We start from the raw sequence: 25,767 nt of genomic DNA, 5'->3' as shown, positions 1-25,767 counted from the left end.
GTGCAGCGGCGAACGCTCGTCGTCCTGTCCGTAGCGCAGATCGCCAGCGGGATCGGCACCGCCGTCGGCTTCACCCTGAGCTCCCTGGTCGTCGCACAGCTGTCGGGCTCGAAGACGATCAGCGGGCTCGCCGGGACCGCGACCGTCCTCGGCGCCGCCCTGCTCGCGCTGCCGACCGCCAGGACCTCCGGCAAGGGCGGACGGCGGGCCGGGCTGGCCCTCGCCTACGGCTGCGCCCTGGTGGGATGCGTGATCATCCTCGCGGCCGTCACCGTGCGGTCGTGGCCGCTGCTGCTCGGCGGGCTCGTGCTGTTCGGCAGCGCCGGCGCGGGCAGCCTGGCCTCCCGCTACTCGGCGACCGACCTGTCCCCGCCCGGGCACACCGCCCGGCACCTGGCGTGGGTGGTGTGGGCCGCGACGATCGGCTCCGTCGCCAGCCCCAACCTGGCCGAACCCGTGGAACGCCTCGGCCGCTCCCTCGGCCTGGCGCCGGACACCGGCCCCTTCGCGCTCTCCCTGATCGCCTTCGCCGTCGCCCTGGTCGTCATCCTGGCCGGTCTGCGCCCCGACCCGTTGCTCCTGGCCCGCTCCCTGGCCCCTGCGGAGAACCCGGCGGCCCCGGAGAAGGGAGGCCCCAGGCGGGGCGGCACCCCGCGCACCGCCTGGCGGACCCTGCGCCGGGAGCCGGGCGCCTCCCGGGCGCTGGCCGCGATCGCGGTGAGCCACACGGCGATGGTGTCGATCATGTCCATGACGCCGGTCCACCTGGGCCACGGCGGCGCGGACTACTCGGTCATCGGCATCGTGCTCAGCCTGCACATCGCGGGCATGTACATCCTGTCCCCGGTGGTCGGCTGGCTCTCCGACCGGATCGGCCGGGTCAGAGTGCTCGTGCTCGGCATGGGGTTCCTGCTGGCCGCCGCGGTCCTGGCGGGCGGGGCCGGACCCCACGACGTCGCCCGGGTGGCGGCGGGGCTCACGCTGCTCGGCCTCGGCTGGTCCTGCGGGCTGATCTCCGGCTCCGCGATGCTCAGCGAGGCCGTACGGCTCGAAGACCGCCCCGCCGTACAGGGCGTTTCGGACCTGCTGATGAACGTCTGCGGCGCGGTGGGCGCGGCGCTCGCCGGGGTGGTCGTCGGCACCCTGTCCTACGGGGTGCTCGGGACGGCCGTCGCGGTCATGGTGACCGTCACCGGCGCCTGGCTGGTCCTGCGGCCCGTTCACTTGGCGTCGGCGTAACAGCGCACGGCGACGGCGTGCATCGGGAAACGCACCGGCGTGTCCCCGAACAACAGCCCGGTCGCCTCCTCCGCGGCCCTGCCGACCGCCTCGACCACCTCCTGGCCCAGCTCGGCGGGACAGTGCACCATCACCTCGTCGTGCTGGAAGAACACCAGCGCCGCCGGAGGGGGCAGCAGGCCACGCAGGACGGCCATGAACGCCAGCGCCCACTCCGCCGCGGTCGCCTGGACCACGAAGTTGCGGGTGAAGCGCCCCCAGTCACGCGCCGCCCTGGCCCCCTCCGGCCCCGAGACCAGCTCCCGCCAGCGTGCCGAGGGCGGCGGCGAGGTACGGCCCAGCCAGGACCGGACCAGCCTGCCCTCCTCCCCCGCCCTGGCGGCGTCCTCGACGAACCGGTAGGCCCTGGGGAAGCGCTGGCGCATCACCGCCAGCAGCTTGGGCGCGTCGCCGCTGGTCCCGCCGTACATAGCCGACAGCAGGGCGATCTTGGCGTGGTCGCGTTCACCGCCGAACGCCCGGGCCAGCGCCTGGTAGAGGTCGATCTGCCCGGCCGCCGCCGCCAGGCCCCGGTCACCCGCCATCGCGGCCAGCACCCGGGGTTCCAGCTGGGCGGCGTCGGCGACGACCAGCGTCCAGCCCTCGTCGGCGACCACGACCCTGCGCATCACCTTGGGGATCTGCAACGCCCCTCCGCCGTTGGTCGCCCAGCGCCCCGAGACCACCCCGGCCACGACGTACTCGGGCCTGAAGCGGTTCTCCCGCACCCACTGGTCGGCCCAGGTCCAGCCGTGGAAGCTGTGGATCCTGGCCAGCTCCTTGTAGGCGAGCAGGGGCGCGACCCCGGGATGGTCGACCTCCTTGATCTCCCGCGCCCTGGTCGAGGTCACCGACAGACCGGCGGACTTGAACGCCTTGACGATCTGCTGCGGGGAGTCAGGGTTGAACGGGCCGCCGAAGGCCCGCGCGAGCTCGTCGGCCAGAGCCTGGAGCTTGGCCGGGCGCATGCCGTGCACGGGACGCGGCCCCAGCAGGTCGGTCAGCAGCTCGTCGTGCGCGTCACGACGCCACGGCATGCCCTCGTGGGCCATCTCGGCGGCCACCAGCGCCCCCGCCGACTCCGCGGCGACCAGCAGCCGGAACCGTCCCGGCTCGGGAAGGGCCTCGATCCGCCTGAGCTGGTCGGCGTGGACCTCGGCCACCAGGTCCGCGTCCGGCGGGGGCGCCTCCTCGTCGAACAACGTCGCCTGCCTGGCCTGCGGCCCGGGGTGCTCCTCGGGCACCGGCAGGCCGTGCAGCCTGGCGTGCGCGGCCCGCGCCGAACGGGGCTCGCCGTGGCGCCCCTCGTAGCCCAGCAGCAGCCCCTCGGTGAGGGCCAGGTCGTGACAGCGCCCCAGCCGCACCCCCTCACGCAACAGCGCCGGGTAGACCTCCCGCGTGTCGGCCCAGACCCAGCGGGGCGTCGCCGTCCCCGCCCCCGTCTCAAGCTCCCGTACGGCCGCCGCCAGATCGGCGACCGTCCGGGACCCCTGCCCTTCGGGGCGCAGCACCCCCGAGGTGCCGGGCCCCGCGGCGACTGCCACGTTCATCCGGCCAGCCTGTCACGCGGGACCGACACTTCCGGTCAGGCGCCTCCCGTCAGGTGAGCGGGATCTCGACCTCGTCCTCAAGCGGCGGCTCCATCTCCTGCGGCAGGCAGCCGGTCGCGGCGAAGCAGCGGATCCGCAGACTGGCCGGGGTCACCGACACGTGCAGGAAGCTTTTGAAGAACGGCGGAGTGTCCCAGTCGGACAACTCCGACAGGTAGCGGTGGAAGGTCTTGCCGACGGGCAGCCGCAACGGCATGGGCCAGCCGCCCAGGATCCGCGCCGCCCAGCGCATCCTGCGCGTGATGGGGACCGGCCCGATGTCCCTCGGCGGGGTGTTGCCGATCTGCCGCGACATCAGCGCCACCCCCTCCTCCGGGGTGAGGTAGAGCCAGCGCATGCGCAGCCGTTCGCTGTAGAGCTTGCTGTAGAACGACAGCGAGTCGCCGCGCAGCGGGTAGCACCGGTAGTCGTCCTCGTTCACCCCGCCGACGGTGATCCTGGGGGTGGTGTGGGTGGCGTGCATGAAGGCCCCGGAACCGCCCGCCACGATGTACTGGATCGTCCGGTCGCCGACCCTGACCGGGAAGCGCTGGTAGTTGTGCACGTCACCGCCGATGGCCGCGACGTAGTTGTTGGCCGGGTCGGTGACGACGTCGTCGATCGTCCCGCCGCCCTCGATCCCGGACGGCTTGTAGTCGTTGCGGACGTAGATCGGCTTGCCGGTGATCAGGATCTTGGGCCGTGGGTCCCGGGAGACCTCGCGCAGCCAGCGTCCCTGCTCCCGGTCCAGGCCGCCGTGGATGCCGGTGTCGACGCCGACGATCAGCAGGCTCGGCGTCTCCATCGCCCAGTACGGCCCCGGCTGCGCGGGCTGGGCCGTACCCTGCTCGGGGCGGGCCCTGAGTTTGCGCGCGCCGGTCAGGCGGACCTCGTCGATCGCCTCCGGCTCACGCCACAGCGTGCCGCGCAGCCCCGAGCGCGACATCCTGAACCCGCGCCGCTCCTGTTCGAGCGCGGGCGCGTCGCAGAAGACCCGCATGAAGCCGCCGAGCCCGTCGTACCAGTCGTGGTTGCCGGGGACCGCGTAGATCGGCGCCCGATAGTCCTGGTAGGGGCGGAAGAACTTGTCCTCGTACTCGTCGCCCGCGCCCGCCGGATAGATCACGTCGCTGGCGATGACCGCGAAGGCCGTGTCCGCCCCGATCTTGAGCATGCCGGGGACGACGGCGTACTGCGACAGGTCGCCCTCCCCGGTGTCCCCGAGGAGGAGGAAGGAGAACTCGGGCCCGACGTCCATCGGGACGCGGAGGGAGGGGTCGACCCCCCGTTCGAGCTGCGCGGCGACCCAGCGCGCCCTGGCCTGTCCCGAGGGGTCGCCGAACAGGCCCGCGAGCACCTGGTTCCTCGACTTCCACAGCACGCGCGGGCTGAGCCAGCTGAAGGTCTTCCTGTCGGGCACCAGGGCCCTGAAGGTGCCCATCTGGGCGCAGGACCAGCCCGCGCCCTCCTCTGAGACCCGCGAGGAGACCTCACGCCCGCGCCTGGCGGCCCGCCCGACATCGACCATGGTCATATCTTGGCGTTGATCTTACGGAGACGCATCCGTTTCGTGGTGAAACCGCCCACCGCGACGGCCCAGCCCTTTACGTTGTAGATCAAGAACTGGGGATCAGCGCCCCGGGGTTGAGAACCCCCTCCGGGTCGAGCCGTTCCTTGATCCCGCGCAGGATCTCCCCGCCCAGCTCGCCGATCTCCACCGCGTAGGCCTCCCGATGGTCGCGTCCCACCCCGTGGTGGTGCGAGATCGTGCCGCCCTCCGCCACGATCACCTCGCTCACCACGCGTTTGGCCCGTTCCCACTGCGCCACCGGGTCCTCCTCCTGCGCCGTGACGACCGTGAAGTAGAGCGAGGCCCCGGTGGCGTACACGTGGGAGATGTGGCACATCACCAGCGGCGCGCCGAGTGAGGCGGTCAGCGCCGCGCGCACCGCCTCGTAGAGCCGGGGCAGAACGGCCCAGAAGCCCGCCGTCTCCAGCGTCTCCACGGTCGCCCCCTCCGCCAGCAACGCGTCCCGCAGGTACGGCGCCGCGTAGCGGCCGCGCGCCCACGCCTGTCCCGGCTCGGTTCCCAGACAGGTTCCGCCGAGTTCGGACAGCACCGCGGCGGCCCGCTCCCGCGTCTCGGCGACCTCCAGGGGACCGCCCTCATAACCCGCGACGACCAGGCAGCCCGCCCCGGCCACCGGTTCGCCGATCTCCTCCGGCCCGGCCAGCCCGATCATCGTCTCGGTCTCGTCGGAGAGCCTGAGCACGGTCGGCAGCGGCCCGTCCTGGGCCAGCCGCCGCAGCGCCGCGGCGCCCTCGGAGAAGGAGGCGAAGCGCCATCCCTCGTAGTGGCGCTCCGCGGGCGAGCGCCGTACCCGGAGCCGGAGCGAGGTGATCACGCCGAAGGCGCCCTCCGAGCCGAGGATCACCTGGCGCAGGTCGGGACCCGCCGCCGACCTGGGCGCGCGGCCGAGGTCGAGGGTGCCGCGCGGGGTCGCGACCGTCATGCCGACCACCATGTCGCCGAACCCGCCGTAGCCCGCCGAGGCCTGACCGCTCGACCTCGCCGCGGCGAAGCCGCCGAGTGTGGCGTACTCGAACGACTGGGGGAAGTGCCCGAGGGTGAGCCCGTGCTCGCCCAGGAGCCGTTCGGCCTCGGCCCCCCGCAGCCCCGGCCCCAGCTCGGCGACCATCGACTCGGTGTCGAGGGAGACGAGCCGGTCGAGCCTGCCCACGTCCAGCGCGACGACCCCGGCGAAGCCGTGCCCGTCGGCGCTCAGACCGCCGACGACCGAGGTGCCCCCGCCGAACGGGACGACCGCGACCCGGTGGCCGGAGCACACCCGCAGCACCCGGAGCACCTCGTCGTGGGAGCCGGGCAGCACCACGGCGTCCGGTGCCCGCGAGGCGTCCCCGGCCCGCAAGCGGATCAGGTCGGGGGTCGACTTGCCCCGGGTGTGCCGGATCCGGCTCTCGTCGTCGGAGCGGACGTGCTCGGCGCCGACGACCGCGCGCAGCTCGTCGAGGACGGACGGCGCGAGCACGACCTCGGCCGGCCTCACCTCTTCGAGCCCGACGGCGGGGGTACTCGGCGCGCGCACCCCCAGCAGGTCGCGCAGCAGCGACCGTACGGCCTCGGGCAGCTCGACGGCCCCGGCGGGGTCGCCCCATCCGGACCAGAGCATGGGCTCGGCTGTTTTCTTGGGAGTGTCCACCTCTACACTGTGACATATGGCGTCCATTCGTCACAATGACCCCGTAGAGGGCGGAACATCCGCCGACCCGGTGCTCGACGCGGCCAGGGAGGTGGTGCTCGCGGTCGGTGTCAGGCGGACCACGCTCACCGACGTGGCCCGCAGGGCCGGGCTGTCCCGCATGACGATCTACCGGCGCTGGCCCGACGTGCACGCCCTGGTCGCCGACCTGATGACCCGCGAGTGGCTGCGCGTCGCGGGCCGCTTCGCCACCGAGGACCCGGTGACCGCCGCGGTCGCGACCGTCGGCGCGCTGCGCGGCCACCCGCTCTGGCGCAAGATCGTCGAGGTGGACCCCGAACTGCTCCTGCCGTACCTGCTGTGGCGCAGGGGCGCCAGCCACGAGGTGATGCTCTCGCTGGTCGGCTCGGCCGTCGCCAGGGGCCAGGAGCGGGGCACCGTACGGCCCGGCGACCCGGCGCGGCTGGCCGGGACGGTCGTGCTCACCGCCCAGTCGTTCCTGCTGTCCGGCCCCGTACTGCTGGCCCCGCTCACCGGGGACGCCCTCGACGCCGAGCTGACCGAACTCCTGGAGAGGTACCTGCGGCCGTGAACTCCTCCCTCAACGCGGCGCGGCGGGCCCGCGAGCTGGCCGGACTCCCCGGCTTCGTGGTCGACGTACTGGTCGTCGGGCTCGGCGTCACCGGGACGGGCGCCGCGCTCGACGCGGCCTCGCGGGGTCTGTCCGTCGCGGCGATCGACGCGGGCGACCTGGCCTCCGGCACCTCACGGTGGAGTTCGAAGATGGTCCACGGCGGCCTGCGCTACCTGGCCAGAGGACAGGTCGGGGTGGCGCGGGAGAGCGCCGTCGAACGCGGCGTCCTGCTCACCCGCACCGCCCCCCATCTGGTACGGGCCCAGCCGTACCTGCTGCCGCTCACCCCGTCCGTCTCCCGGGGCCGGGCGGCGACGGTGATGACCGGCTACCGGCTCGGAGACGGGCTGCGGATCGCCGCGCGCACGCCCAGGCGCCTACTGCCCGGCCCCTCAAGGGTTTCCGCGGGGACGGCGCTGCGCCTGGTGCCCGGCCTGGAGTCCCGGGGCCTGCGCGGCGCGCTGCTGTCCTGGGACGGGCGGCTGACCGACGACGCCAGACTCGTCGTCGCGCTGGCCAGGACGGCCGCCGCGCACGGCGCCAGGATCCTGACCCGGTGCCGGGCGCTCGAACTGACGGGGGACGGGGCGCTGGTCCGCGACGAGCTGACCGGGCAGGTCCTGACGGTCCGGGCCAGGGCGGTCGTCAACGCGACCGGCGTCTGGGCGGGCACGCTGGTCCCCGAGGTCCGGATGCGGCCCTCACGCGGCAGCCATCTGGTGCTGCGCCCCGAGACCCTGCCGGGCCTGTCCGCCGGGCTGCACGTGCCGATCCCGGGCGAGGCCAACCGGTTCGTCCTGGTGCTCCCCCAGGCCGACGGCAGGGTTCACGTGGGGCTCACCGACGAGCCGGTCGAAGGCCCGGTGCCGGACGTGCCCTCGGTCCCGGAGGAGGACGTGACGTTCCTGCTCGGCGTGCTCAACTCGGTGCTCGGAACGGCGGTCGGCAGGTGGGAGGTGGCCGGGGCCTACGCCGGGCTGCGCCCGCTGCTCGACGCCGAGGGACGCACCGCGGACCTGTCGAGGAGGCACGCGCTCTCGGTCTCCCGCGACGGGGTCGTGACGGTCGCCGGGGGCAAGCTGACCACCTACCGGCGGATGGCGCAGGACGCGGTCGACCTGGCGGTACGGCTGCGCGACCTGCCGGCGGGCGGTAGCCGTACGGCCCGCCTGCCCCTGGTCGGCGCGACCGGGGGAAGCGGGACACCCGGACGACTGGCCGAGCGTTACGGGAGTGAGGCGGCGGCGGTCCAGGCACTGACACGGGAGGACCCGGCACTGGCCGAACCGCTGCCGACCGGGGTGACCCGGGCCGAGCTGGTCTGGGCCGTCAGGCACGAAGGCGCCCTCGACGTCGACGACCTGCTCGACCGCCGCACCCGTATCGGGCTGGTCGCCGAGGACAGGGCCGTGGCCCTGCCCGCGGCGCGGGCGGCGCTCGACCGCTGAACGGCGGCGCCGTATGACGACTTCCGTGCGCCCATGCGGGGGTCACCTGGGATCACGGAAGAACAGAGAAGAGGCTGGGGGAGGTTCAGGGCACCGGGCCCCTCCCGGCGGACCTGGAGCGGTGGCCCACCACCACCCCATGACCGCCGGCTCGGGACGGCGGACGACCGCCCGCCGGTGTGAGCCCGTTGACAGCGCCCATTGAAGCAGGGGTGTGGGTGCCCGCACGGGGGAACGGCTTTATTCGGCGGTTCCATTGACAGCGGGACACCGCAGGATTTAGTGAACGTCCGATTCACCCAGGGATCGCCCCGCTCCTCCTCCGTCACGCTCGCAACACTCTTAGGTTAGTCTTACCTAAGTAAGCATTGGGAAGACGTCACCGGGGGGAGCGTTCCGGATATGACACTCAGGGGTTGCGCGCATCCCGAGGGCTGCCATACCGGCGACCTGCCCGTTCTGGCGAGCGCCACCGTCGGGGCCCGCTTCTGGCTGCTGGTCGAGCACCCCGGCCCCTGGGCCTCCCACCTGGAGGAATGCCGCCTGCCCTCCGGAGTGCGCGCCCTCGTCGACAGGGCCGTCGCCGCCGGTGTCCGGCCCCAGCTCATCCGCCGTCCCGGACGCCGCAGACCCGTGACAGGCGGCATCCACGTCATGGTCGCCGACTCGACCGCCGCCGAGCCCTGGCTCGCCGAGGGCGTCGTCGCAGGTCCAGACGATCTTGACATGGACGCCTTGATGGCCGGAGTGGTCCCGGAGTCCTGCATACTTGTGAGTGAGCCGGTTTTTCTGGTCTGCACGCATGCCAAACGCAACGCGTGCTGCGCCCGCATTGGACTTCCCCTAGCTCGTTCCCTGGCGAAGGTTTTGCCGGACAGAGTATGGGAAACATCACATGTTGGCGGCGATCGCTACGCCGCCAACCTTGTGTGCTTGCCACACGGCCTCTACTACGGCAGCATGTCTCAGGCTGCTGCGATCGCGGCAGCCGATGCGTACCGGTCCGGCGAGATCACTCTCGACCGTTTCCGGGGACGTTCAGGCATCCCTGAGCCACTGCAGGCCGCCGAGCATTTCGTCCGCGCCCACACGGGCGAGCTCTCGGTTGGCGGAGTGGCCGTGGAGTCCTCCAGGTCGGACGGCGCCACCACCGAGGCATTTGTGCGCGGTAGTGGCGTTCGTTTTCGGGTAGTGGTTGAACCCATGACGTTGACGACGCCATGTGGTACGGCTTGCGCCGAGGAGATCACTACCTATCGGCTGGTCGCGCTGGACAGGCTCACCCCTGTGCGGTACGCCACGCCCGCCCTGACCTGACCTGGGGAACATCACGGCCTATCCAGGCGTTGGACCCAAGGACGCCGGAAACGTCCAATGCGGCATCAACCCGAAATACCTCTCACTAAAAGGTGGTTTTCTCATGTCTCAGGTACGTCGGCAGACCGCCCGGCCCCGGCCCAGCTGGGGCTGGCAGGATGACGCCGCGTGCCGGGGTGAGGACCTCGTGCTCTTCTTCGGTCCTGACGGGGAGCGTCAGCCTGAGCGTGACATCCGCGAGCGGAAGGCCAAGGCGATCTGCGCCCAGTGCCCGGTCCGCGCGGAGTGCCTGGACTACGCGCTGTCCCGTCCGGAGAAGTACGGCACCTGGGGCGGTCTGAACGAGGACGAGCGCGCCTCCGAGCGTCGCCGTCGCATGCGCCGCGCCGCCAGCGCCGGCATCAGCGCCGTCGCCTGAGCAAGTACCTCCACCCGGCTTCCCCCTGACGTGTGATCTCGCTGATTCCCCTGCGAGATCACACGTTGTCGTGTAAGGGATGGATACGTGCGGGCGGTCAGTTCCGCGGTGGAATCTTCGGTGTGTCCCGGTGCCCGCGCGAGGGCAGCGGTTTGACGTGGGACGCCGAGCATTCGGGGCAACTCTGGTCGACCCACGGCGGAGTGGTGACGATCCCCCTCCTGCGCCACACCACCGGACGCCCGTCGTCGGCGTGGCAGGTCTCGTAGAGGTCTCCCCAGACGTGCTGGCAGCGCAGGCACTGGAAGTCCCAGGCCTCGGCGACAGTGTCGATCTCTCGCATGTGCTCTCTTCTCGCATGGATTCCGTACCGGCCTGTGGGCAGGACGTCGGCCTATATGCGAGACACACCGATCATGATCAGCCTGCCGGCTCCGGTGGGCAGGGCGGCGGGAAGGTCCTCCCTGTTTCCGCTCCGCTCCGGCCCCCGCCCCTGCGGCGCCCGCGCGTCCCCGGCGGGGCGCGGTGCGGGCAGGTGCGATTCACGTCCCCGCCCGGCGTCGTGCGCCAGGGGTGAGACGGGCGTCTCGTCGACCGGGTGCGGGGCCTCCTCCACCCGTTCGACGCACTGGCGTTCGGCCACCAGGCCCACCAGTCCACCCGGCTGCCAGCCGAGACAGAGCCCGAGGCAGACGGCGAGCAGGACCCACGGCACCGTCCAGCGGCGCCGCGAGGGCGCTCCCGAACACGAACCGGCGATCACACCTACAAGGTTTGCCTACTCTGGGTCAACGAAACACGACCCACGGTGACCGGCATGGCGCCCGGAGGAACGCGACCCTCCCCCGGTCCGCTGAAACACACGGCGCCGTGCCGGACCCGGGGCGGAGTCTCCCACCCCGGGTCTTTCCCGTTCTCCACGGCCTGCGCGGCCCGGGGCATCAGGGACGGCTGCGCCCCGGCTTACGCATCTCCTTGTGGATGGTCTTCCACCGGTTCTGCATCTCCTTGCGAAGGCGCGCGTCGGTCCGCGACGCCATCCACAGGGCCTCGCGCTGGAGCTTGTTCCAGCTCTCCAGCCGCCGCTCGGGAAGCGTGCCGTCCTCGATGGCGGCGATCACCGCGCAGCCCGGCTCGCTGTCGTGCCCGCAGTCGGCGAAGCGGCACCGCTCGGCCAGTTCCTCGATGTCGGAGAAGACCATGTCGACGCCCTCCCCCATGTCGTACAGGCCTATACGGCGGATACCGGGGGTGTCGATGATGAGCCCGCCGTCGCGCAACGGGATGAGCTCGCGGTGGACCGTGGTGTGACGGCCCCTGCCGTCGGCGGCCCTGACCTGCTGGGTCTCCATGACCTCCGCCCCGGCCAGCGCGTTGACCAGGGTGGACTTGCCCGCGCCCGAGGCACCGAGCACGACGGCGGTGCGCGTCCCGCCCAGGTGCCCGCGCACGATGTCCACCCCTTCTCCGGTGAGGGAGGAGATCGCGTGCGCCTCGACGCCGGGCGCCGCCGCGGCGACCTCCTCCATCAGGAAGGCCAGGCTCGCCCCCGCGAGGTCGGACTTGGTGACGAGCACGACGGGCTGGGCGCCGCTCTCCCAGGCCAGGGCGAGCAGCCGCTCGATCCGGCCGAGGTCGGCGGTGTCCGTGGCGTGCAGGGCGGGTTCGGCGACGAAGACGACGTCGACGTTGGCCGCGAGCACCTGCCCCCTGGAGTCGCCCGACAGGCCGCCGCGCGAGAGCCTGGCGACACCGCCACGCACGAACGCCGTACGGCGGGGCAGCAGTGCCTCAAGCTCGTAACGGCCCTCGGCGAGTTTCCTGAGCCCGGCCCAGTCCCCGACACAGGGCAGGGCGACGGGGTCGGCCGCGGCGGCCCGCCGTACGGCGGCGCCGTAGTGAGCCTGGAAGTGCCCTTCGGCGCACAGGATCTCGGCGGCCCCCCGGTCGACGCGCGCGACCCTGGCGGGGATCAGCCCGTCGGGCAGCGAGGCGGCGTGGGAGTCGTCCCAGCCGAGCGAGGACAGGTCGGAGGAGACGGGAAAACGTGAAGCTGACAACGTGGGTACACCCTTTTCGAGGAAGGTCGGGTGCCCGGTGAAGGAAGTCGGCTAGACGGGCACCCGGAGGACGGCTGAAGGCATGCCAAGGAAGAAGACCCGCATGTCCTCACCTCCTCATCTCTCGGCCACCGCTCGCGGCGGTGGCGTCGCCCACGGGCGCGACAACGCCCACCCGCAGAACATTAGCGCGAACTCCCCCATCACGCGCAAACCTTTTTCCGGCGAGCCGGGGAAGCAGGGCCGTACGGCGTGAGAAAGCCCCGGAACCACGGGCTCCGGGGCTTTCTCTCGTGCGGGTTACAGGCCGGGAGCCGGGAAGTGGCTCGTCAGCTCACGGACCTCGCCGTGCACCCGGGTGATGACGTGCTTTGCCTCGTCCTCGTCCTTGGCCAGGGCGCTGACCACCTGGTCGATCCAGGCGCCGATCTGCCGCATCTCGGTGACGCCCATGCCGCGGCTGGTCACGCCCGCGGTGCCGATGCGGATGCCGGACGGGTCGAAGGGCTTGCGCGTGTCGAAGGGCACGGTGTTGTAGTTGGTCTCAAGCCCGGCCTTGTCCAGGGCCTGCGCGGCGGGCTTGCCACCGATGCCCTTGGGGGTCAGGTCGAACAGGATGAGGTGGTTGTCCGTGCCACCGGACACCAGGTCGAAGCCGCGGCTCTTGAGCTCCTCGGCCAGCGCTTGGGCGTTCAGGACGACCTGACGCGCGTAGTCCTTGAAGTCGTCGGTCGCCGCCTCCTTCAGCGCGACCGCGATGGCCGCGGTGGTGTGGTTGTGCGGACCGCCCTGCAGGCCGGGGAAGACGGCCTTGTTGAGCGCGGTGGCGTGCTCGTCGGAGCTTGCCATGAGCATCGCGCCACGGGGACCGCGCAGGGTCTTGTGGGTCGTGGTCGAGATGACGTCGGCGTGGCCGACCGGCGACGGGTGGGCGCCACCGGCGACCAGGCCCGCGATGTGGGCGATGTCGGCGGCCAGCACGGCGCCGACCTCACGGGCGATCTCCGCGAAGGCGGGGAAGTCGATGGTGCGCGGGATGGCGGTGCCGCCGCAGAAGATCAGCTTGGGGCGCTCGCGAAGGGCGATCTCACGGACCTCGTCCATGTCCACGCGGCCGGTGTCCTTGCGGACGCCGTAGCGGACCGGGTTGAACCACTTGCCGGTCGCCGAAACCGACCAGCCGTGAGTCAGATGGCCGCCGAACGGCAGGCCCATGCCCATGACGGTGTCGCCGGGCTGCAGGAAGGCCAGGTAGATGGCGAGGTTGGCGGGCGAGCCCGAGTAGGGCTGGACGTTGGCGTGCTCCACACCGAACAGGGACTTGGCGCGGTCGACGGCGAGGGTCTCGATCTGGTCGATGACCTGCTGGCCCTCGTAGTAGCGCTTGCCCGCGTACCCCTCGGAGTACTTGTTGGTGAGGACGGTGCCGGTGGCCTCGAGGACCGCCTTGGAGACGTAGTTCTCCGAGGCGATCAGCTTCACCGTGTCGGCCTGGCGGCGCTCCTCGGCCTTGATGAGCTCGGCGATCTGCGGATCGACGTCGGATAGAGAACCCATGGCGCCTTCACTCCCCTGTCATCGTTGACAACCTGCGAAGACCCAGGCGTACGGCCTCCGCTTTTCGCTCCCCGGTGGTCGCTCCCACCCAATGCGCCAGTCGCGCTTTAGACGATAGCGGACCCTTCGTGCTCACCCCGCACGCGCTGCGCGGCCCGCGCCGTCGACCGGCCAGAGCCTGTCGACCTCCGCGTTGAGCGTCGCGCCGATGAGCACGGCCAGGGCGGTGATGTACAGCCACAGCAGGACCGCGATGGGGGCGGCGAGGGAGCCGTAGATGGAGACGGGCGAGAACCAGGCGGCCAGCACCGCGCGCAGCACGGCGGCGCAGGCGATCCAGATGATCAGCGCGAGCACGGCCCCCGGTGTCTCCCGCCACCAGCGGGTGCGCACCGGGACGCTCACGTGGTACAGGAGGGTGAGGAAGAACACCGAGCCCGCGACGACGACCGGCCAGTACAGACCGGTGACCAGGCCCGCGTAGTCGGGGGGCAGCGCGCTGCGCAGCGCGACCGGGCCGAGGACGAGGACCGGCATGACCAGCAGCCCGATCAGCAGGCCCGCCAGGTAGAGCCCGAAGGACATCAGGCGGGTGCGGATGATGCCGCGTTCCTCCCCGAGGCCGTACGCCAGGGAGATCAGGTCCACGTAGACGAACAGCGCCCGGGAGCCCGACCACAGGGCCAGCAGGAAACCCAGGGAGATGAGGGAGACCTGGTTCTCCGGTTTCAGCACGTCGTCGATGAGCGGGGAGACGACCTTGTCGACGGCGTTGTCGGTGAACAGCAGATGCGCCTGCGTCTCGATCCAGTCGCTGACGTCCTTGACCGTCTCGGGGCCGAAGACACGGGTGAACCGGCCGAGCACGCCGATCAGGCCGAGCATGAACGGCGGCAGCGACAGCAGGGCGAAGAAGGCGGCCTCCCCCGCCAGCCCGGTGACACGGTAGGCGACGCCCGCGCCGGTGGTCGCCCGCGCCAGGGCCCAGGCGTCCGTTCCCCGCACCCAGGACAGGCCCGCGCGCAGCCGTGCCCTGGCCGCGCCCGGCTCGCGCCTGCGTGGCCCTCGCCTGCGCGCCGGCGCGTCGGTGGAGGTCATGGCACACCACGGTATGCGCAGCGCCCCTGTGATCACGAGCTCACGCGGCAAACGATCGAGTCTCGGGTCGGTCGCGTCGTCACCTGCGGTAAAACGCCTCCGCGTCGTCCACGTCGACGATCCGGGCGCCCAGCGGCAGCAGGGAGACGGGGATCAGCTTGATGTTCGCGACGGCCAGCGGAATGCCGACGATCGACAGGAACAGCGGGATCGAGGTGAGCACATGGCCGATGGCCAGCCAGATCCCGGCGACGACGCACCAGATGACGTTCCCGACGGTCGACAGGCAACCCGCCTCGGGGTCGCGCACCACGGTCCGCCCGAAGGGCCACAACGCGTAGGCGGCGATCCTGAAGGAGGCGATGCCGAACGGGATCGTGATGATCAGGACACAGCAGATGACGCCCGCGACGACATAACCGAGGGCCAGCCAGATCCCCGCGAACACCAGCCAGATGACGTTCAACAACGTGCGCATGTTCCGATCATCTCAATGAGCGGACAGACAACTCCATCGGGCACAGCCCTGGCGAAACCCTGGAAAGCCCCTGATCCGGACGGAGTGCCGCTCCACGGGGTACGCCCCACGCCGCCGCACAATGGAGGGGTGATCTGCGCGAGCTGCAAGGAACGCAGGCACGGCGAGTGCAGGGGTGGCTCGTGGTGCGACTGCCAGCACCAGCCGGAGACCCGCCGGGACCGGGAGGAGGAACCTCCCGCGGAGCCCGCGACGAACTGGCTGAGACAGGGGTGATCTCCGGCCGTTCCCGCCCGGTGGACCCGGCCGCGCCAGGGCTGGGCGGACGGCGCCAGGGAAGGATGCGGAAAGTCCAGATTCCGGACCCCGCATTGGACATCTCGGGCCGCCAAGGTATCGTCATGGACATGCCAGCGGACCCATTGCTCGTCGTGCGACGCCACGTCGACCTGCTTCGTGTCCGCAGCGCCATCTGTCGTGACGTCCGTTGACCGTCGCCCTCCGCTGATTTCATCCAGCTCGGGCGCGTGACAGACGTCATCGCTCTGTGAGCGCCACTCCCCCGCACTCAACGAAGAGGCGGCGGCAACGTCTGCGCGTGTCCGGAAATCACTCCACCGATTTACAAAGGACGCGCACATGACGACCCCGGCCAGGCCGGCTAACCGCCACCACAAGCGCCCGCGAGGCGAAGGTCAGTGGGCTCTCGGTTACCGCGAACCGCTCAACAAGAACGAAGAGCTCAAGAAGAACGACGACGGGCTCAACGTCCGCCAGCGCATCATCGACATCTACTCCAAGCAGGGCTTCGACTCCATCGACCCGGCAGACCTGCGGGGCCGGATGCGCTGGTACGGGATCTACACCCAGCGCAGGCCCGGGATCGACGGCGGCAAGACCGCGATCCTGGAGCCGGAGGAGCTCGACGACCGCTACTTCATGATGCGGGTCCGGATCGACGGCGGCAGGCTCAGCCTGGCGCAGTTGCGCACCATCGCCGACATCGCCAACCTCTACGGCCGGGGCACCGCGGACGTCACCGACCGGCAGAACATCCAGCTCCACTGGATCGAGATCGAGTCCGTCCCCGACATCTGGGAGCGCCTGGAAGCCGTCGGCCTGTCCACGACCGAGGCCTGTGGCGACACCCCGCGCGCCTTCCTGGGCTGCCCGCTGGCCGGGATCGACACCGAGGAGGTCCTGGACGGCACCCCGACGGTCCTGGAGATCCGCGACAAGTACATCGGCGACCCCGCCTACTCCAACCTGCCCCGCAAGTTCAAGACCGCGGTGAGCGGCTGCCCGGCGCACTGCACGGTGCACGAGATCAACGACGTGGCCTTCGTCGGCGTGGTCAACGACAAGGGTGAGGCGGGCTACGACCTGTGGGTCGGCGGCGGCCTGTCGACCAACCCGATGCTGGCCAAGCGCCTGGGCGTCTTCGTCACCCCCGAGCAGGCCAGCGCGGTCTGGGCCGGCGTGATCGGCATCTTCCGTGACTACGGCTACCGTCGCCTGCGGCACAGGGCGCGGCTGAAGTTCCTGGTCAGCGACTGGGGCACGGAGAAGTTCCGGCAGGTCCTGGAGACCGAGTACCTCGGCCACGCGCTTCCCGACGGCCCCGCGCCCAAGCCACCCCGCAACGGGCGCAGGGACCACGTGGGCGTCTTCCCGCAGAAGGACGGCAACTTCTACGTCGGCTTCGCCCCCAAGGTCGGCCGTCTCAGCGGTGACACGCTGCACCTGATCGCCGACATCGCCGAGCGGCACGGCTCGGGCCGGGTGCACACCACGGCCGAGCAGAAGATGGTCATCCTCGACGTCGCCCCCGACCAGGTCGACAGCGTCGTGGCCGAGCTGGAGGCGAACGACCTGCGGGTCAACCCCTCCACCTTCCGCCGCCAGACCATGGCGTGCACGGGCATCGAGTTCTGCAAGCTGGCGATCGTCGAGACCAAGGGCGCGGGCGCCAACCTGATCGACGAGCTCGAAAGGCGCCTTCCCGACTTCAAGCAGCCGCTGACGATCAACCTCAACGGCTGCCCGAACTCCTGCGCGCGCGTCCAGGTCGCCGACATCGGCCTCAAGGGCCAGCTCATCGTCAACGACGAGGGCGAGCAGGTCGAGGGCTACCAGATCCACCTGGGCGGCTCGCTGGGCGTCAGCTCGGGCTTCGGCCGCAAGGTCCGCGGCCTGAAGACGACGGCCACGGAGCTTCCCGACTACGTCGAGCGCGTGGTGCGCAACTTCGACAAGCAGCGAAACGAGGGCGAGACCTTCTCCGAGTGGGTCCAGCGGGCCGACGAGGCGGACCTCAAGTGACCGGCCTGCCGTACGGGGAGGGCCAAAGATGAGCGAGCGGGCCGTCCCCTTCCACTGCCCCTACTGCGGCGAAGAGGACCTCGAACCCTACGAGGGCGACGGCGGCTGGTACTGCCGTTCGTGCGCCCGCGCCTTCAAGCTGAAGTTTCTCGGAATCGGAGTGCGGTCATGAGCCTGGTGGACATCGAAGTCGGATTACGGCAGCAGCGCGGCACGCTGGACCTGCAGGACATCGTCGAGTCGGCGGCCCGTTTCCTTGAGGACGCCTCCGCGCTTGAGATCATCCGCTGGGCGGCGGCCACCTTCGGCGACCGGCTGTGCCTCACCTCCTCCATGAGTGACGCCCTGCTGATCGACCTGGTGAGCCGGGTCAAGCCCGGGATCGACGTGTTGTTCATCGACACCGGTTACCACTTCGCCGAGACGATCGGCACCCGTGACGCGGTGCGGCAGGTCTACGACGTGAACGTGATCGACGTCAAGCCGTCCAGGACGGTGGCCGAGCAGGAGCGCGACCTCGGTCCCCGCCTGTTCGGGCGCAATCCCGACCTGTGCTGCTACCTGCGCAAGGTCGAGCCGCTCAACCGCGCCCTTGAGCCGTACCTCGCCTGGATCTCCGGCATCCGCCGTGACGAGGCCAGCACCCGCGCCGGGGTCAAGGTCGTCGAGTGGGACGCCAAGCGCCAGATGGTGAAGATCAACCCGATCGCCCGCTGGACGCAGGAGGACGTCGACAACTACATGGCCGACAACGGCGTGCTGATCAACCCGCTGCACTACGACAACTACCCCTCGATCGGCTGCGCGCCCTGCACCCGTCAGGTGGCGCCCGGCGAGGACCCGCGCAGCGGCCGCTGGGCGGGGATGGGCAAGACGGAATGCGGGCTGCATCTATGACGTCCGTGACGTGGCGCCCGCGTGGCGTGACGTCGGCACCGCCCCTGATCGCGGTGGCGCACGGGTCCCGCGACCCGCGCGCCGCCGCGACGGTCGAGGAACTTCTCGACCTCGTACGGCGCGCCCGTCCCGAGATCCCGGTGCGCACCGCCTACCTCGACCACGCCCCGCCGACGCTCGCCATGGCGCTCTCGGGGCTGGGCGAGGCGGCGGTGCTGCCGCTGCTGCTCACCGAGGCCTACCACAGCCGGGTCGACATCCCCGGCGCGCTGGCCGAGGCCACGGCCCGTAACCCCAGGCTGCGTGTGCACAGGGGCGCGACGCTCGGCCCGCACCCGCTGCTGGTCACCGCCCTTGAGCGGCGTCTGGCCGAGGCGGGGGTCGAGGCCGGGGACCCCTCGACCGCGGTCGTGCTGGTCTCGGCCGGGTCGAGCAGCCGCAGCGCCAACGCGACGGTCGCCGGGGTGGCCGCCCAGTGGGGACGGCGCCGGGGCTGGTGGTCGGTGACCGCCGCCTACGCCACGGCCGCGGAGCCGACGCCGCAGGAGGAGGTCCTACGGCTGCTGCGCGCGGGGGCCCCTCGGGTGGTCGTGGCCCCCTACCTGCTGGCCCCCGGCCACTTCGCCGACAAGATCCGCCGTGACACGACGGCCGTGGGCGCCGAGGTCGTCGCGGACGTCCTCGGCGCCGCCCCCGAGCTGGCCACCGTGTTAATCGAACGTTACGAGCAGGCCCTGGGCGGGCTGGAGCGCTCAGCCACCGCCTGACCCCGTTCCACCGGTGGTGGGATGGACGGGGGTGATGGTGATCGTGATGGTGACGGAGGGCGAAGGCGAAGGCTTGGGAGGGCTGGGAGTGACGGTCACGGTCACCGTGGGCTCAGGGGTGCTCCCGTCCACGAAGGTGCAGTCGGGTCCGTTCTCGCAGGGTTCGATCCACGTGTCGGTGACCCTGAACCGCATGTCGGCCCGCCCCCCGTTCGCGAGGTCGAGCACCCGGCGCGCGTCCTCACCGGTGACGAGCGTCCTGCCCAGCCGGGCGACGGAACCCGCCGGGAGCACGGCGACCTCGAAGCGCGAGCCCCGTCGCACGGTCAGGTTGACGCCGCCTCTGAACTTCTTGTCGGTGCCGGGCAGCCATTCGGCGCATGACAGGGCGTTGCGGTAGACGCCGTCCTCCCAGTAGAGCAGTTCCGCCCCGCGCGGACAGGAGATCATCGCCGTCGCGTTGCCCCGGTCCGTCTTTCTGGGGATGTCGAAGGCGACGCGCTCGCCCATCTTGGTGAACCGCTCGTCGAGGACGACCTTGCTTCTGGAGGCGACGCCGTAGCCGGGTGATGAGGCCGCGGACATGACGCCGTTCCAGGTGTCGTCCGTGCTCTCCGGGACCCCGGTGACCGGCAGGATCAGGGTGGCGGCGACGGCGAGCCCCACCCCGGCGGCACCGCCGAGCAGGCCGATCCTGCGCCGTCTGATCCCGCGGACGCGCTCGTGGACCCGGGCGACGGTGACGCCGCCCCCGGCGCCCTCCCACCGCTCGGCGTCCTGTCGCAGCAGGTCGCGCAGCTCGGATTCGATGTTCGTCATGTCAGCTCCCCGAGGGTGGCCGCGGCCCTGGCCGCGGGATCGACGCGCAGCTTGGCCAGCGCCCTGGCGGCCTGGCTGCGTACGGTGACCGCCGAGCAGCCGAGGATCTCGGCGATCTGCCCGTCCGGCAGGTCCGCGTAGTAACGCAGCACCAGCACCGCCCGCTGCTTGGCGGGCAGGGCGGCCAGTGCCGTACGGAGTTCCTCGCGGACGCCGAATCCGTCCGAGGGGTCCTCCAGGACGTTCTCCGGCAGGCTCCCTGTCGGGATCTCCGACCGCCATCTCCTGCGCCACCAGCTCGCGTGGGTGTTGGCCAGGATCCGGTACACATACGGGTCGGGGTCGTCGCGCACCCTGCGCCAGGCGAGCCACGCCTTGGCCAGCGCCGTCTGCGTCAGGTCCTCCGCCTGCCCCCAGTCGCGGCAGAGCAGATAGGCGGTGCGCAGCAGACGGGCCGAGCGTTGCGCGACGTAGCCTTCGAAGTCGGCCCGGTCTCGCATCCGATGGTCCTCACTGATCGGTGATGTTCACCGATCACTACCGTCCGGACCCCCGGGAACGTTGCACGGCCGTACGGAACGGCGGGGGGAGGCTAGCGCCGGTCGTCGCGGCGGTCGGAGCCGTGCCAGCCGTGTGAGCCGGGACCGTGCTGTTCCCCCGTGAGCTCTCCGCGCATTTCCCGCCACTGCTCCCGCCAGGCGGCCCACTGCTTCTTCAGGGGCTTGGTCCTGGAGTCGCCGATCACCTTGAGTTCGCCCATGAGCACGTAGGCCTTGACCCGGATCAGCGGCGCGTTCACGCCGGGCGGCGCCTCGTTGACCTTGACCTTCTTCTCCCCCATGATCGCGATGCCGTCCAGCTCGACGTCCACGCCGTCCGGCACGATGATCTTCACCTCGCCCATGACCGCGGTGACGACGATGTCGACCACGTCGGTGCGGACCTCGGCCTCGCGCAGGTCGAGGACGACCCCGCCCATCACGGCGACCGCGCCGAGCCCCTGGTCGATGCGCCACTTGCCGCGGCGCTTCGACTCGCTCATCACCGCGACGAACCACTTCCGCGCCCTTCCCGGGGGCCGCCCCTGCGGCTCGTAGGCGGGGGCGGGAGCCGGGGCTGAGCGTCCTGTGCCGGGCAGGTCCGAGGTGATGACGGCCAGCTCGGCCTGGGTGACGGCGGTGTAGGCCGCCTCGGTGCGCTCGGTCAGCTCCCCGAGCGTCAGCCGCCCCTCGACGGAGGCGACACGCAGCCACTCGACGGTGGCCTCCCGCTCGGCGTCCGAGATTCGCATCGCACCGGGATCGCTCATAACTCACAACATATCGCGAGTTGTCCGGTCAACGGCTCCTCCCTGAGGAGGACATGACCGCCCCTGAGGAGGGCGGGAACAGGTTAGGGTCCCCTCATGTACCAAGAACTTCTTGAGGCGGTCGCCCGCGGTGACGTCGAGCGCGTCGAGCGCCTGCTCCGGGACGGCCTCGGCGCCGACCCCGAGGCGACCGGGCACAGCACGGCGCTGTACGCCGCCGCCGCGGGCGGCAGGACGGCGATCGTCGAGGCGTTGCTGGCGCACGGGGCCGACCCGGGCAGGATCAGCGGCGGCGAGGAGGAGGGCCTGCCCCTGTGCGCGGCCGCCGCCCTGGGCCGTGTCGAGACCGTGGAGGCGCTGCTCCGCGCCGGGGCCGACCCCTCGGCCAGGGAGGAGGACGGCTGGACCGCGCTGCTCTGGGCCGCCTCGAACGGCCGGGAGGAGGCCCTCACGGCGCTGCTGGACGCCGGGGCCGACCCGGAGGAGGCCAACGAGAGCGGCGAGACCGCGCTCACCCTGGCCGCCAGGCGCGGGGCGCTCGGCGCGACGCGGGTGCTCCTGGAGCGCGGGGCCGAGGCCGACAGGCCCGACGGCGAGGGCGACACCCCGCTGGCCATCGCCTACGACTGGCTGGGCACCCAGCTGGAGAGCGCGCTGCTCGAACAGCTCACCGAGCAGGTCCCCGAGGACTCCCAGTTCGTCGTCGGCCGCAGCCGGGCCTCCGACGGCACCGACCTGGTGACCGTCGCCGCCGTGAGCCAGGACGGGGAACGGCTGGCCGAGCTGCGCTGCCAGCGCGGCCACGCGGCCGTCGCGACCCTCCTGGAGGAGGCGACCGGTCAGCTTCCCGGCGTCGAGACGCTGGTCGAGCGGGCGCTGCCGTACCGGGACGTCGACGAGGAGGCGGAGACCTGGTGGACGATCGCGGGCGCGCTGAGCAAGCGCGCGGACGAGGAGACGTTCGAGGCCGCGGCGCGGTTGTGCGTCAGTGAGGACCCGCGCAGGCGGGAGTTCGGCGTCGACGTGCTCGCCGAGTTCGGCTTCACCGACGACGAGCGGCCCTTCCTCGACCGGACCCTGCCGATCCTGCGGCGGATGGCGGCCACCGAGGGCGACGAGCGGGTGCTGCGCTCGGTGCTCGGCGCGCTCGGCCACCACGCCGACCCCCGCTCCCTGCCCGAGGTGCTGGAGATCGTCACCGCCCCGGGCTGGACCCGCACCCAGGCCGACCCGGCCGCGCTGGCCGCCGTGCTGCCGCCCGGCCACGCCGAGGGGCTCGCGCTGCTCATCTCGATGAGCGAGGACCCCGACGAGGAGGTGCGCGAGTGGGCGACCATGGGCCTGGCCGGGCTGTCCGAGGACGGCGAGCCGATCCGTGACGCGCTGGCGGCGCGACTCGGCGACGAGGAGCTGGGCACGGTGGCCGAGGCGACGCGCGGCCTGCTGGTGCGCGGCGACCCGCGGGCCAGGCAGGGGGTCGAGCGGGTCCTCGCCGAGAGCGACGAGGACGACGACTACCTGCGCGACCTGGTCAAGGAGGCCTGACTGGATGACCCACGACGTCTTCAACCAGGTTCCGCCGCTCGTCGGGCACGACGTGTCCGACGACGCCGCCCTCCTGGCCGGCGTCGAGCGTGAGGGGGCGGGCTGGGCCACGGGGGAGGTGCGGGCGCTGGGCGTGCTCGCGGGCTCAGCGCGGGCCGCCGAGTGGGGGCGCCTGGCCAACGAGCATCCGCCGGTCCTGCGCACCCACGACGCCCGTGGCCACCGGATCGACGAGGTCGAGTTCCATCCCGCCTGGCACGAGCTGATGGCCGTCGCGGTCGGCGAGGGGCTGCACGCCGCGCCCTGGGCCGATGCCAGGCCCGGCGCGCACGTGGCCCGCGCGGCCGGGTTCTACCTCTGGAGCCAGGTCGAGGCGGGGCACGGCTGCCCGATCTCGATGACCTACGCCTCGGTCGCCGCGCTGCGTCACGCCCCCGCCCTCGCCGCCGAATGGGAGCCGCTGCTGACGTCCAGGAGCTACGACTTCGGGCTCCGGCCGCCTCTGGGCAAGCGCGGGGTGCTCGCCGGGATGGCGATGACCGAGAAGCAGGGCGGCTCAGACGTTCGTGCGGGCACCACGAGGGCCGAGCCCCTCGCCGGCGGCGGCTACGCGCTGACCGGCCACAAGTGGTTCAACTCCGCCCCGATGTGCGACGCGTTCCTGGTGCTCGCCCAGGCGCCGGGAGGCCTGTCGTGCTTCCTGCTGCCCCGCGTCCTGCCGGACGGCACCCGCAACGCCATGCGCCTGGTGCGGTTGAAGGACAAGCTGGGCAACCGGTCGAACGCCAGCGCCGAGGTGGAGTACGAGGGGGCGTTCGCCTGGCCGGTCGGTGAGGAGGGCCGGGGCGTGCGGACCATCCTGGAGATGGTGAACATGACCCGGCTCGACTGCGTGATCGGCTCGGCCGCCGGGATGAGGTACGGCGCGGTCAGGGCCGTCCACCACGCCACGCACCGTGCCGCCTTCGGCAGGAGGCTGGCCGACCAGCCGCTGATGCGCAACGTCCTGGCCGATCTCGTCCTGGAGTCGGAGGCGGCGACCACGCTGATGACCCGGCTCGCCGGGGCCACCGACCGGGCCGTCGCCGGGGACCGGTCCGAGGCGGCGCTGCGCCGTACCGCGCTGGCGGTCGCGAAGTACTGGGTGTGCAAGCGCGCCCCCGCCCACGCGGCCGAGGCGATGGAGTGCCTGGGCGGCAACGGCTACGTCGAGGACTCCCAGATGCCCAGGCTGCTGCGCGAGTCACCGCTCAACGGCATCTGGGAGGGCTCGGGAAACGTCGCGGCGCTGGACGTGCTGCGTGCTCTGGGGCGTGAGCCGGAGGCCGTCGAGGCGTTCCTCGCGGAGGTCGCGCTCGCCAGGGGGGCCGACCGGCGTCTCGACGCGGCGGTCGTACGGCTGCGTGCCCTGCTGGGCGCGCTCGGCGATCTCTCCGCCGCCGAGGCGAACGCCCGCCGGATCGCCGAGGACATGGCCCTGGTCCTGCAGGGTTCCCTGCTCGTACGGCTGGCGCCCGCGGCCGTCGCCGACGCCTTCTGCGCCTCCCGGCTGGCCGGTGAGGGGGGCCGTGCCTTCGGCACCCTGCCGCCCGGCCTCGACCTGGAGGCCGTGATCGGCCGGGCCGTCATCTGACCCATCCCTGGCGTCTCTGGTGGTAGGCGGCGACGGCCGCCGCGCTCTGGACGTCGTCGGCGAGCAGCCTGGTCAGCCGGTCGAGCCGGTTGGCGGCGCACAGCGCGTAGCTCTCCGCCCACCACTCGGCCGGGCAGTCGCGGTAGCGGTCGAGAACCAGCAGGGGGCGGCAGAAGCGCATGATCCGGCGCCACTCAGGGGTCTGGTCCATCTCGTCCATCTGGCACAGGGCGTGACCGATCATGTGGTGGACCAGCGAGCCCGACGAGTGCGCCCCTCCGGTGACGACGATCGTGCGCCCCATGTGGATGCCCGCCGACTCCGCGGCGACCCGCGCGTCGCAGGAGTCGTCCGGCTCCGGCGGCTCGGGCAGCAGGTCGGCGCCGAGCCAGATCCCGTCGAGGTCCTCGGACAGCCGGGTCGCCAGGTGGACCGGCAAGCTCGCCAGTTCGTCGATCGCGGCGACGAGCTCCCTGCGCGGTGTCCCCGTCCAACGCCGGTGGATCACCCGTTCCAGCACGCCGCAGTCCCGGCTGCCGTCCCTCGGCAGCGGATCGCGGTGGCCCGTGCGGGCCGGTCCGGGGGTCCTCATCCGAAGCGCTCCGTCCTGACAAAGAATTGCTCTCCGGTGGTAAACGTCCGTCGCAGCGGAGTTCATTACGAGCGGCGGCCGGATATTCATTGATCCGCGAGGGCGCGAGAGCGGCCCCTCCCCGGCGGACGCGTCGTTTCCGGCCCGTCCCCGCCCTCGGAAGACGGCCGGTTTCACCCCCACCAAAAGGATCGAACATGACGACCAGCCTGAAAGCCCTGGGAGCGGTGTGCGGCGCGCTTTCCTGCCTGCTCACCGGTCCGCCGGCCACGCCGGTGCCGCCCTCCGTCGAACGTCCCTCCCCGTGTCAGGCCGATGTCGCGCGGGCGGTGGCCGAACAGCTCGCGAAGGCACCCGACGGGCGTTTCGTCCCGCCGGACACGGTCTCCTACGACGACGGCGCCGAGGTGATCACCTTCCGGCCCCCGTCGTGCGGCCCGGCCAGGCGTGGCGCCGAGCACGACTGCGACGAGGACGGCGTTCCCGGCAACGCGGTCTGCCTCTACGACCGCAGGGCCTACGAGGGATCGCGGCAGGCCATCAAGGTGCCGGGCACGAGGAGGATCGACGGGATCGGCCTCTTCATGTCCCTCAGGAACGACCGCCCCTTCGTCTTCCTCGTCAAGAGGAACCGGGACGAGGAGGGGGCCTGTTTTCCCGGCGGGTCGGGATACGGCAATCTCCGGGGTGTCGCCGACCGGCGCTGGGTCAACGCCCATCCCAGCCTGCGTGAGTGCCCCGGCCGATGAGAGGGCGACGGCGCCGTACGGTTTGGGCGGGATCGC

Annotated in this window: 26 protein-coding genes and 1 riboswitch; of the genes, 13 read left to right on the top strand and 13 right to left on the bottom strand. The window is 71.7% G+C overall.

Annotated elements, in window-relative coordinates; translation table 11 throughout:
- Positions 1-1,239 (top strand): MFS transporter, encoded by a 1,239-nt coding sequence (locus ABZ463_RS11720; RefSeq protein ID WP_362775564.1) that lies wholly within the window; start codon positions 1-3, stop codon positions 1,237-1,239.
- Here the strand turns inward: ABZ463_RS11720 and ABZ463_RS11715 are convergent.
- The 3 genes from ABZ463_RS11715 to ABZ463_RS11705 form a co-directional block, all read right to left on the bottom strand.
- The gene (locus tag ABZ463_RS11715; protein WP_362775562.1) at positions 1,221-2,828 is read right to left on the bottom strand and encodes a bifunctional 3'-5' exonuclease/DNA polymerase; all 1,608 of its coding nucleotides are present in this window, start codon (positions 2,826-2,828) and stop codon (positions 1,221-1,223) included. The genes ABZ463_RS11720 and ABZ463_RS11715 overlap by 19 nt on opposite strands.
- Before the next feature lie 49 nt (positions 2,829-2,877).
- Positions 2,878-4,395, bottom strand: a complete 1,518-nt coding sequence (locus ABZ463_RS11710; RefSeq protein ID WP_352011337.1) for a metallophosphoesterase — start codon at positions 4,393-4,395, stop codon at positions 2,878-2,880.
- Positions 4,396-4,483: 88 nt separating this feature from the next.
- Positions 4,484-6,058 (bottom strand): FAD-binding oxidoreductase, encoded by a 1,575-nt coding sequence (locus tag ABZ463_RS11705; protein WP_362775893.1) that lies wholly within the window; start codon positions 6,056-6,058, stop codon positions 4,484-4,486.
- Between the two features lie 46 nt (positions 6,059-6,104).
- On the opposite strand from ABZ463_RS11705, the gene ABZ463_RS11700 reads away from it, so the two are divergent.
- The 4 genes from ABZ463_RS11700 (at position 6,105) to ABZ463_RS11685 (ending at position 9,905) form a co-directional block, all read left to right on the top strand.
- Positions 6,105-6,680 carry a TetR/AcrR family transcriptional regulator gene (locus tag ABZ463_RS11700; RefSeq protein ID WP_362775559.1) on the top strand — a complete coding sequence of 192 codons (576 nt, stop codon included), beginning with the start codon at positions 6,105-6,107 and terminating at the stop codon, positions 6,678-6,680.
- Positions 6,677-8,170 (top strand): glycerol-3-phosphate dehydrogenase/oxidase, encoded by a 1,494-nt coding sequence (locus ABZ463_RS11695; protein ID WP_362775557.1) that lies wholly within the window; start codon positions 6,677-6,679, stop codon positions 8,168-8,170. The genes ABZ463_RS11700 and ABZ463_RS11695 overlap by 4 nt, the downstream gene beginning before the upstream one ends.
- Before the next feature lie 402 nt (positions 8,171-8,572).
- Complete coding sequence (locus ABZ463_RS11690; protein ID WP_362775555.1) at positions 8,573-9,487, top strand: sucrase ferredoxin; 915 nt, start codon at positions 8,573-8,575, stop codon at positions 9,485-9,487.
- 103 nt (positions 9,488-9,590) lie between these two features.
- Positions 9,591-9,905 carry a WhiB family transcriptional regulator gene (locus tag ABZ463_RS11685; RefSeq protein ID WP_012893126.1) on the top strand — a complete coding sequence of 105 codons (315 nt, stop codon included), beginning with the start codon at positions 9,591-9,593 and terminating at the stop codon, positions 9,903-9,905.
- Positions 9,906-10,002: 97 nt separating this feature from the next.
- On the opposite strand, the gene ABZ463_RS11680 is transcribed toward ABZ463_RS11685, so the two are convergent.
- From ABZ463_RS11680 to ABZ463_RS11655, 6 genes are all read right to left on the bottom strand, one after another.
- Complete coding sequence (locus ABZ463_RS11680) at positions 10,003-10,248, bottom strand: hypothetical protein (protein WP_352011333.1); 246 nt, start codon at positions 10,246-10,248, stop codon at positions 10,003-10,005.
- Positions 10,249-10,299: 51 nt separating this feature from the next.
- Complete coding sequence (locus ABZ463_RS11675) at positions 10,300-10,668, bottom strand: hypothetical protein (RefSeq protein ID WP_352011332.1); 369 nt, start codon at positions 10,666-10,668, stop codon at positions 10,300-10,302.
- A gap of 178 nt (positions 10,669-10,846) precedes the next feature.
- The gene (rsgA, locus tag ABZ463_RS11670; RefSeq protein ID WP_362775553.1) at positions 10,847-11,965 is read right to left on the bottom strand and encodes a ribosome small subunit-dependent GTPase A; all 1,119 of its coding nucleotides are present in this window, start codon (positions 11,963-11,965) and stop codon (positions 10,847-10,849) included.
- 300 nt (positions 11,966-12,265) lie between these two features.
- Positions 12,266-13,522 carry a serine hydroxymethyltransferase gene (gene glyA, locus ABZ463_RS11665; protein WP_352011330.1) on the bottom strand — a complete coding sequence of 419 codons (1,257 nt, stop codon included), beginning with the start codon at positions 13,520-13,522 and terminating at the stop codon, positions 12,266-12,268.
- Positions 13,523-13,555: 33 nt separating this feature from the next.
- Positions 13,556-13,636, bottom strand: a riboswitch (ZMP/ZTP riboswitch).
- 18 nt (positions 13,637-13,654) lie between these two features.
- Entirely contained in the window at positions 13,655-14,620 is a 966-nt protein-coding gene (locus tag ABZ463_RS11660; RefSeq protein WP_352011329.1) for a YihY/virulence factor BrkB family protein, read from the bottom strand.
- Between the two features lie 79 nt (positions 14,621-14,699).
- A complete protein-coding gene (locus ABZ463_RS11655) occupies positions 14,700-15,098 on the bottom strand; it encodes a YccF domain-containing protein (protein WP_352011328.1) in 399 nt (132 codons plus the stop codon).
- A gap of 129 nt (positions 15,099-15,227) precedes the next feature.
- Here ABZ463_RS11655 and ABZ463_RS11650 point away from each other — a divergent pair, with 129 nt between their 5' ends.
- The 5 genes from ABZ463_RS11650 (at position 15,228) to ABZ463_RS11630 (ending at position 19,084) form a co-directional block, all read left to right on the top strand.
- The gene (locus ABZ463_RS11650) at positions 15,228-15,374 is read left to right on the top strand and encodes a hypothetical protein (RefSeq protein WP_352011327.1); all 147 of its coding nucleotides are present in this window, start codon (positions 15,228-15,230) and stop codon (positions 15,372-15,374) included.
- Positions 15,375-15,737: 363 nt separating this feature from the next.
- Entirely contained in the window at positions 15,738-17,420 is a 1,683-nt protein-coding gene (locus tag ABZ463_RS11645; RefSeq protein ID WP_362775549.1) for a nitrite/sulfite reductase, read from the top strand.
- Positions 17,421-17,448: 28 nt separating this feature from the next.
- Entirely contained in the window at positions 17,449-17,592 is a 144-nt protein-coding gene (locus ABZ463_RS11640) for an Insertion element protein (RefSeq protein ID WP_184616917.1), read from the top strand.
- Positions 17,589-18,317 carry a phosphoadenylyl-sulfate reductase gene (locus ABZ463_RS11635; protein ID WP_352011325.1) on the top strand — a complete coding sequence of 243 codons (729 nt, stop codon included), beginning with the start codon at positions 17,589-17,591 and terminating at the stop codon, positions 18,315-18,317. The genes ABZ463_RS11640 and ABZ463_RS11635 overlap by 4 nt, the downstream gene beginning before the upstream one ends.
- Positions 18,314-19,084, top strand: coding sequence for a sirohydrochlorin chelatase (locus tag ABZ463_RS11630; RefSeq protein WP_352011324.1), 771 nt, complete (start codon positions 18,314-18,316; stop codon positions 19,082-19,084). The genes ABZ463_RS11635 and ABZ463_RS11630 overlap by 4 nt, the downstream gene beginning before the upstream one ends.
- Here the strand turns inward: ABZ463_RS11630 and ABZ463_RS11625 are convergent.
- The 3 genes from ABZ463_RS11625 to ABZ463_RS11615 form a co-directional block, all read right to left on the bottom strand.
- Positions 19,070-19,903 (bottom strand): hypothetical protein, encoded by an 834-nt coding sequence (locus ABZ463_RS11625; RefSeq protein WP_362775546.1) that lies wholly within the window; start codon positions 19,901-19,903, stop codon positions 19,070-19,072. The two genes, ABZ463_RS11630 and ABZ463_RS11625, sit on opposite strands and share 15 nt — an antisense overlap.
- Positions 19,900-20,403: a SigE family RNA polymerase sigma factor gene (locus ABZ463_RS11620; RefSeq protein ID WP_352011322.1), complete on the bottom strand. Its 504-nt coding sequence runs from the start codon at positions 20,401-20,403 to the stop codon at positions 19,900-19,902. The genes ABZ463_RS11625 and ABZ463_RS11620 overlap by 4 nt, the downstream gene beginning before the upstream one ends.
- A gap of 92 nt (positions 20,404-20,495) precedes the next feature.
- The gene (locus ABZ463_RS11615) at positions 20,496-21,212 is read right to left on the bottom strand and encodes a DUF1707 domain-containing protein (protein WP_352011321.1); all 717 of its coding nucleotides are present in this window, start codon (positions 21,210-21,212) and stop codon (positions 20,496-20,498) included.
- Between the two features lie 96 nt (positions 21,213-21,308).
- On the opposite strand from ABZ463_RS11615, the gene ABZ463_RS11610 reads away from it, so the two are divergent.
- The gene (locus ABZ463_RS11610) at positions 21,309-22,757 is read left to right on the top strand and encodes an ankyrin repeat domain-containing protein (RefSeq protein WP_362775543.1); all 1,449 of its coding nucleotides are present in this window, start codon (positions 21,309-21,311) and stop codon (positions 22,755-22,757) included.
- A 4-nt stretch (positions 22,758-22,761) separates the two neighbouring features.
- On the top strand, positions 22,762-24,390 hold the full coding sequence (locus ABZ463_RS11605) for an isovaleryl-CoA dehydrogenase (protein ID WP_362775541.1): 1,629 nt from the start codon (positions 22,762-22,764) through the stop codon (positions 24,388-24,390).
- On the opposite strand, the gene ABZ463_RS11600 is transcribed toward ABZ463_RS11605, so the two are convergent.
- The gene (locus ABZ463_RS11600) at positions 24,383-24,982 is read right to left on the bottom strand and encodes a hypothetical protein (RefSeq protein ID WP_352011318.1); all 600 of its coding nucleotides are present in this window, start codon (positions 24,980-24,982) and stop codon (positions 24,383-24,385) included. The two genes, ABZ463_RS11605 and ABZ463_RS11600, sit on opposite strands and share 8 nt — an antisense overlap.
- 197 nt (positions 24,983-25,179) lie before the next feature.
- Between ABZ463_RS11600 and ABZ463_RS11595 the strand changes: the two genes are divergently transcribed.
- Positions 25,180-25,731, top strand: a complete 552-nt coding sequence (locus ABZ463_RS11595) for a hypothetical protein (RefSeq protein WP_362775539.1) — start codon at positions 25,180-25,182, stop codon at positions 25,729-25,731.
- Positions 25,732-25,767 lie beyond the last annotated feature (36 nt).

This window comes from Streptosporangium sp. NPDC020145, assembly GCF_040631275.1.
GTDB lineage: Bacteria > Actinomycetota > Actinomycetes > Streptosporangiales > Streptosporangiaceae > Streptosporangium.
The sequence above is the reverse complement of the archived record's forward strand: the minus strand, read 5'-3'. Positions and strand labels throughout refer to the sequence as shown.

Coding starts and splice junctions, on each gene's coding strand:
- ABZ463_RS11615 (WP_352011321.1), bottom strand. CDS start 21,212: ATGAGCGATCCCGGTGCGATGCGAATCTCGGACGCCGAGCGGGAGGCC.
- ABZ463_RS11690 (WP_362775555.1), top strand. CDS start 8,573: ATGACACTCAGGGGTTGCGCGCATCCCGAGGGCTGCCATACCGGCGAC.
- ABZ463_RS11680 (WP_352011333.1), bottom strand. CDS start 10,248: ATGCGAGAGATCGACACTGTCGCCGAGGCCTGGGACTTCCAGTGCCTG.
- ABZ463_RS11605 (WP_362775541.1), top strand. CDS start 22,762: ATGACCCACGACGTCTTCAACCAGGTTCCGCCGCTCGTCGGGCACGAC.
- ABZ463_RS11685 (WP_012893126.1), top strand. CDS start 9,591: ATGTCTCAGGTACGTCGGCAGACCGCCCGGCCCCGGCCCAGCTGGGGC.
- ABZ463_RS11710 (WP_352011337.1), bottom strand. CDS start 4,395: ATGGTCGATGTCGGGCGGGCCGCCAGGCGCGGGCGTGAGGTCTCCTCG.
- ABZ463_RS11600 (WP_352011318.1), bottom strand. CDS start 24,982: ATGAGGACCCCCGGACCGGCCCGCACGGGCCACCGCGATCCGCTGCCG.
- ABZ463_RS11630 (WP_352011324.1), top strand. CDS start 18,314: ATGACGTCCGTGACGTGGCGCCCGCGTGGCGTGACGTCGGCACCGCCC.
- ABZ463_RS11595 (WP_362775539.1), top strand. CDS start 25,180: ATGACGACCAGCCTGAAAGCCCTGGGAGCGGTGTGCGGCGCGCTTTCC.
- glyA (WP_352011330.1), bottom strand. CDS start 13,522: ATGGGTTCTCTATCCGACGTCGATCCGCAGATCGCCGAGCTCATCAAG.
- ABZ463_RS11625 (WP_362775546.1), bottom strand. CDS start 19,903: ATGACGAACATCGAATCCGAGCTGCGCGACCTGCTGCGACAGGACGCC.
- ABZ463_RS11610 (WP_362775543.1), top strand. CDS start 21,309: ATGTACCAAGAACTTCTTGAGGCGGTCGCCCGCGGTGACGTCGAGCGC.
- ABZ463_RS11705 (WP_362775893.1), bottom strand. CDS start 6,058: ATGCTCTGGTCCGGATGGGGCGACCCCGCCGGGGCCGTCGAGCTGCCC.
- ABZ463_RS11715 (WP_362775562.1), bottom strand. CDS start 2,828: ATGAACGTGGCAGTCGCCGCGGGGCCCGGCACCTCGGGGGTGCTGCGC.
- ABZ463_RS11635 (WP_352011325.1), top strand. CDS start 17,589: ATGAGCCTGGTGGACATCGAAGTCGGATTACGGCAGCAGCGCGGCACG.
- ABZ463_RS11640 (WP_184616917.1), top strand. CDS start 17,449: ATGAGCGAGCGGGCCGTCCCCTTCCACTGCCCCTACTGCGGCGAAGAG.
- ABZ463_RS11655 (WP_352011328.1), bottom strand. CDS start 15,098: ATGCGCACGTTGTTGAACGTCATCTGGCTGGTGTTCGCGGGGATCTGG.
- ABZ463_RS11660 (WP_352011329.1), bottom strand. CDS start 14,620: ATGACCTCCACCGACGCGCCGGCGCGCAGGCGAGGGCCACGCAGGCGC.
- ABZ463_RS11645 (WP_362775549.1), top strand. CDS start 15,738: ATGACGACCCCGGCCAGGCCGGCTAACCGCCACCACAAGCGCCCGCGA.
- ABZ463_RS11700 (WP_362775559.1), top strand. CDS start 6,105: ATGGCGTCCATTCGTCACAATGACCCCGTAGAGGGCGGAACATCCGCC.
- ABZ463_RS11620 (WP_352011322.1), bottom strand. CDS start 20,403: ATGCGAGACCGGGCCGACTTCGAAGGCTACGTCGCGCAACGCTCGGCC.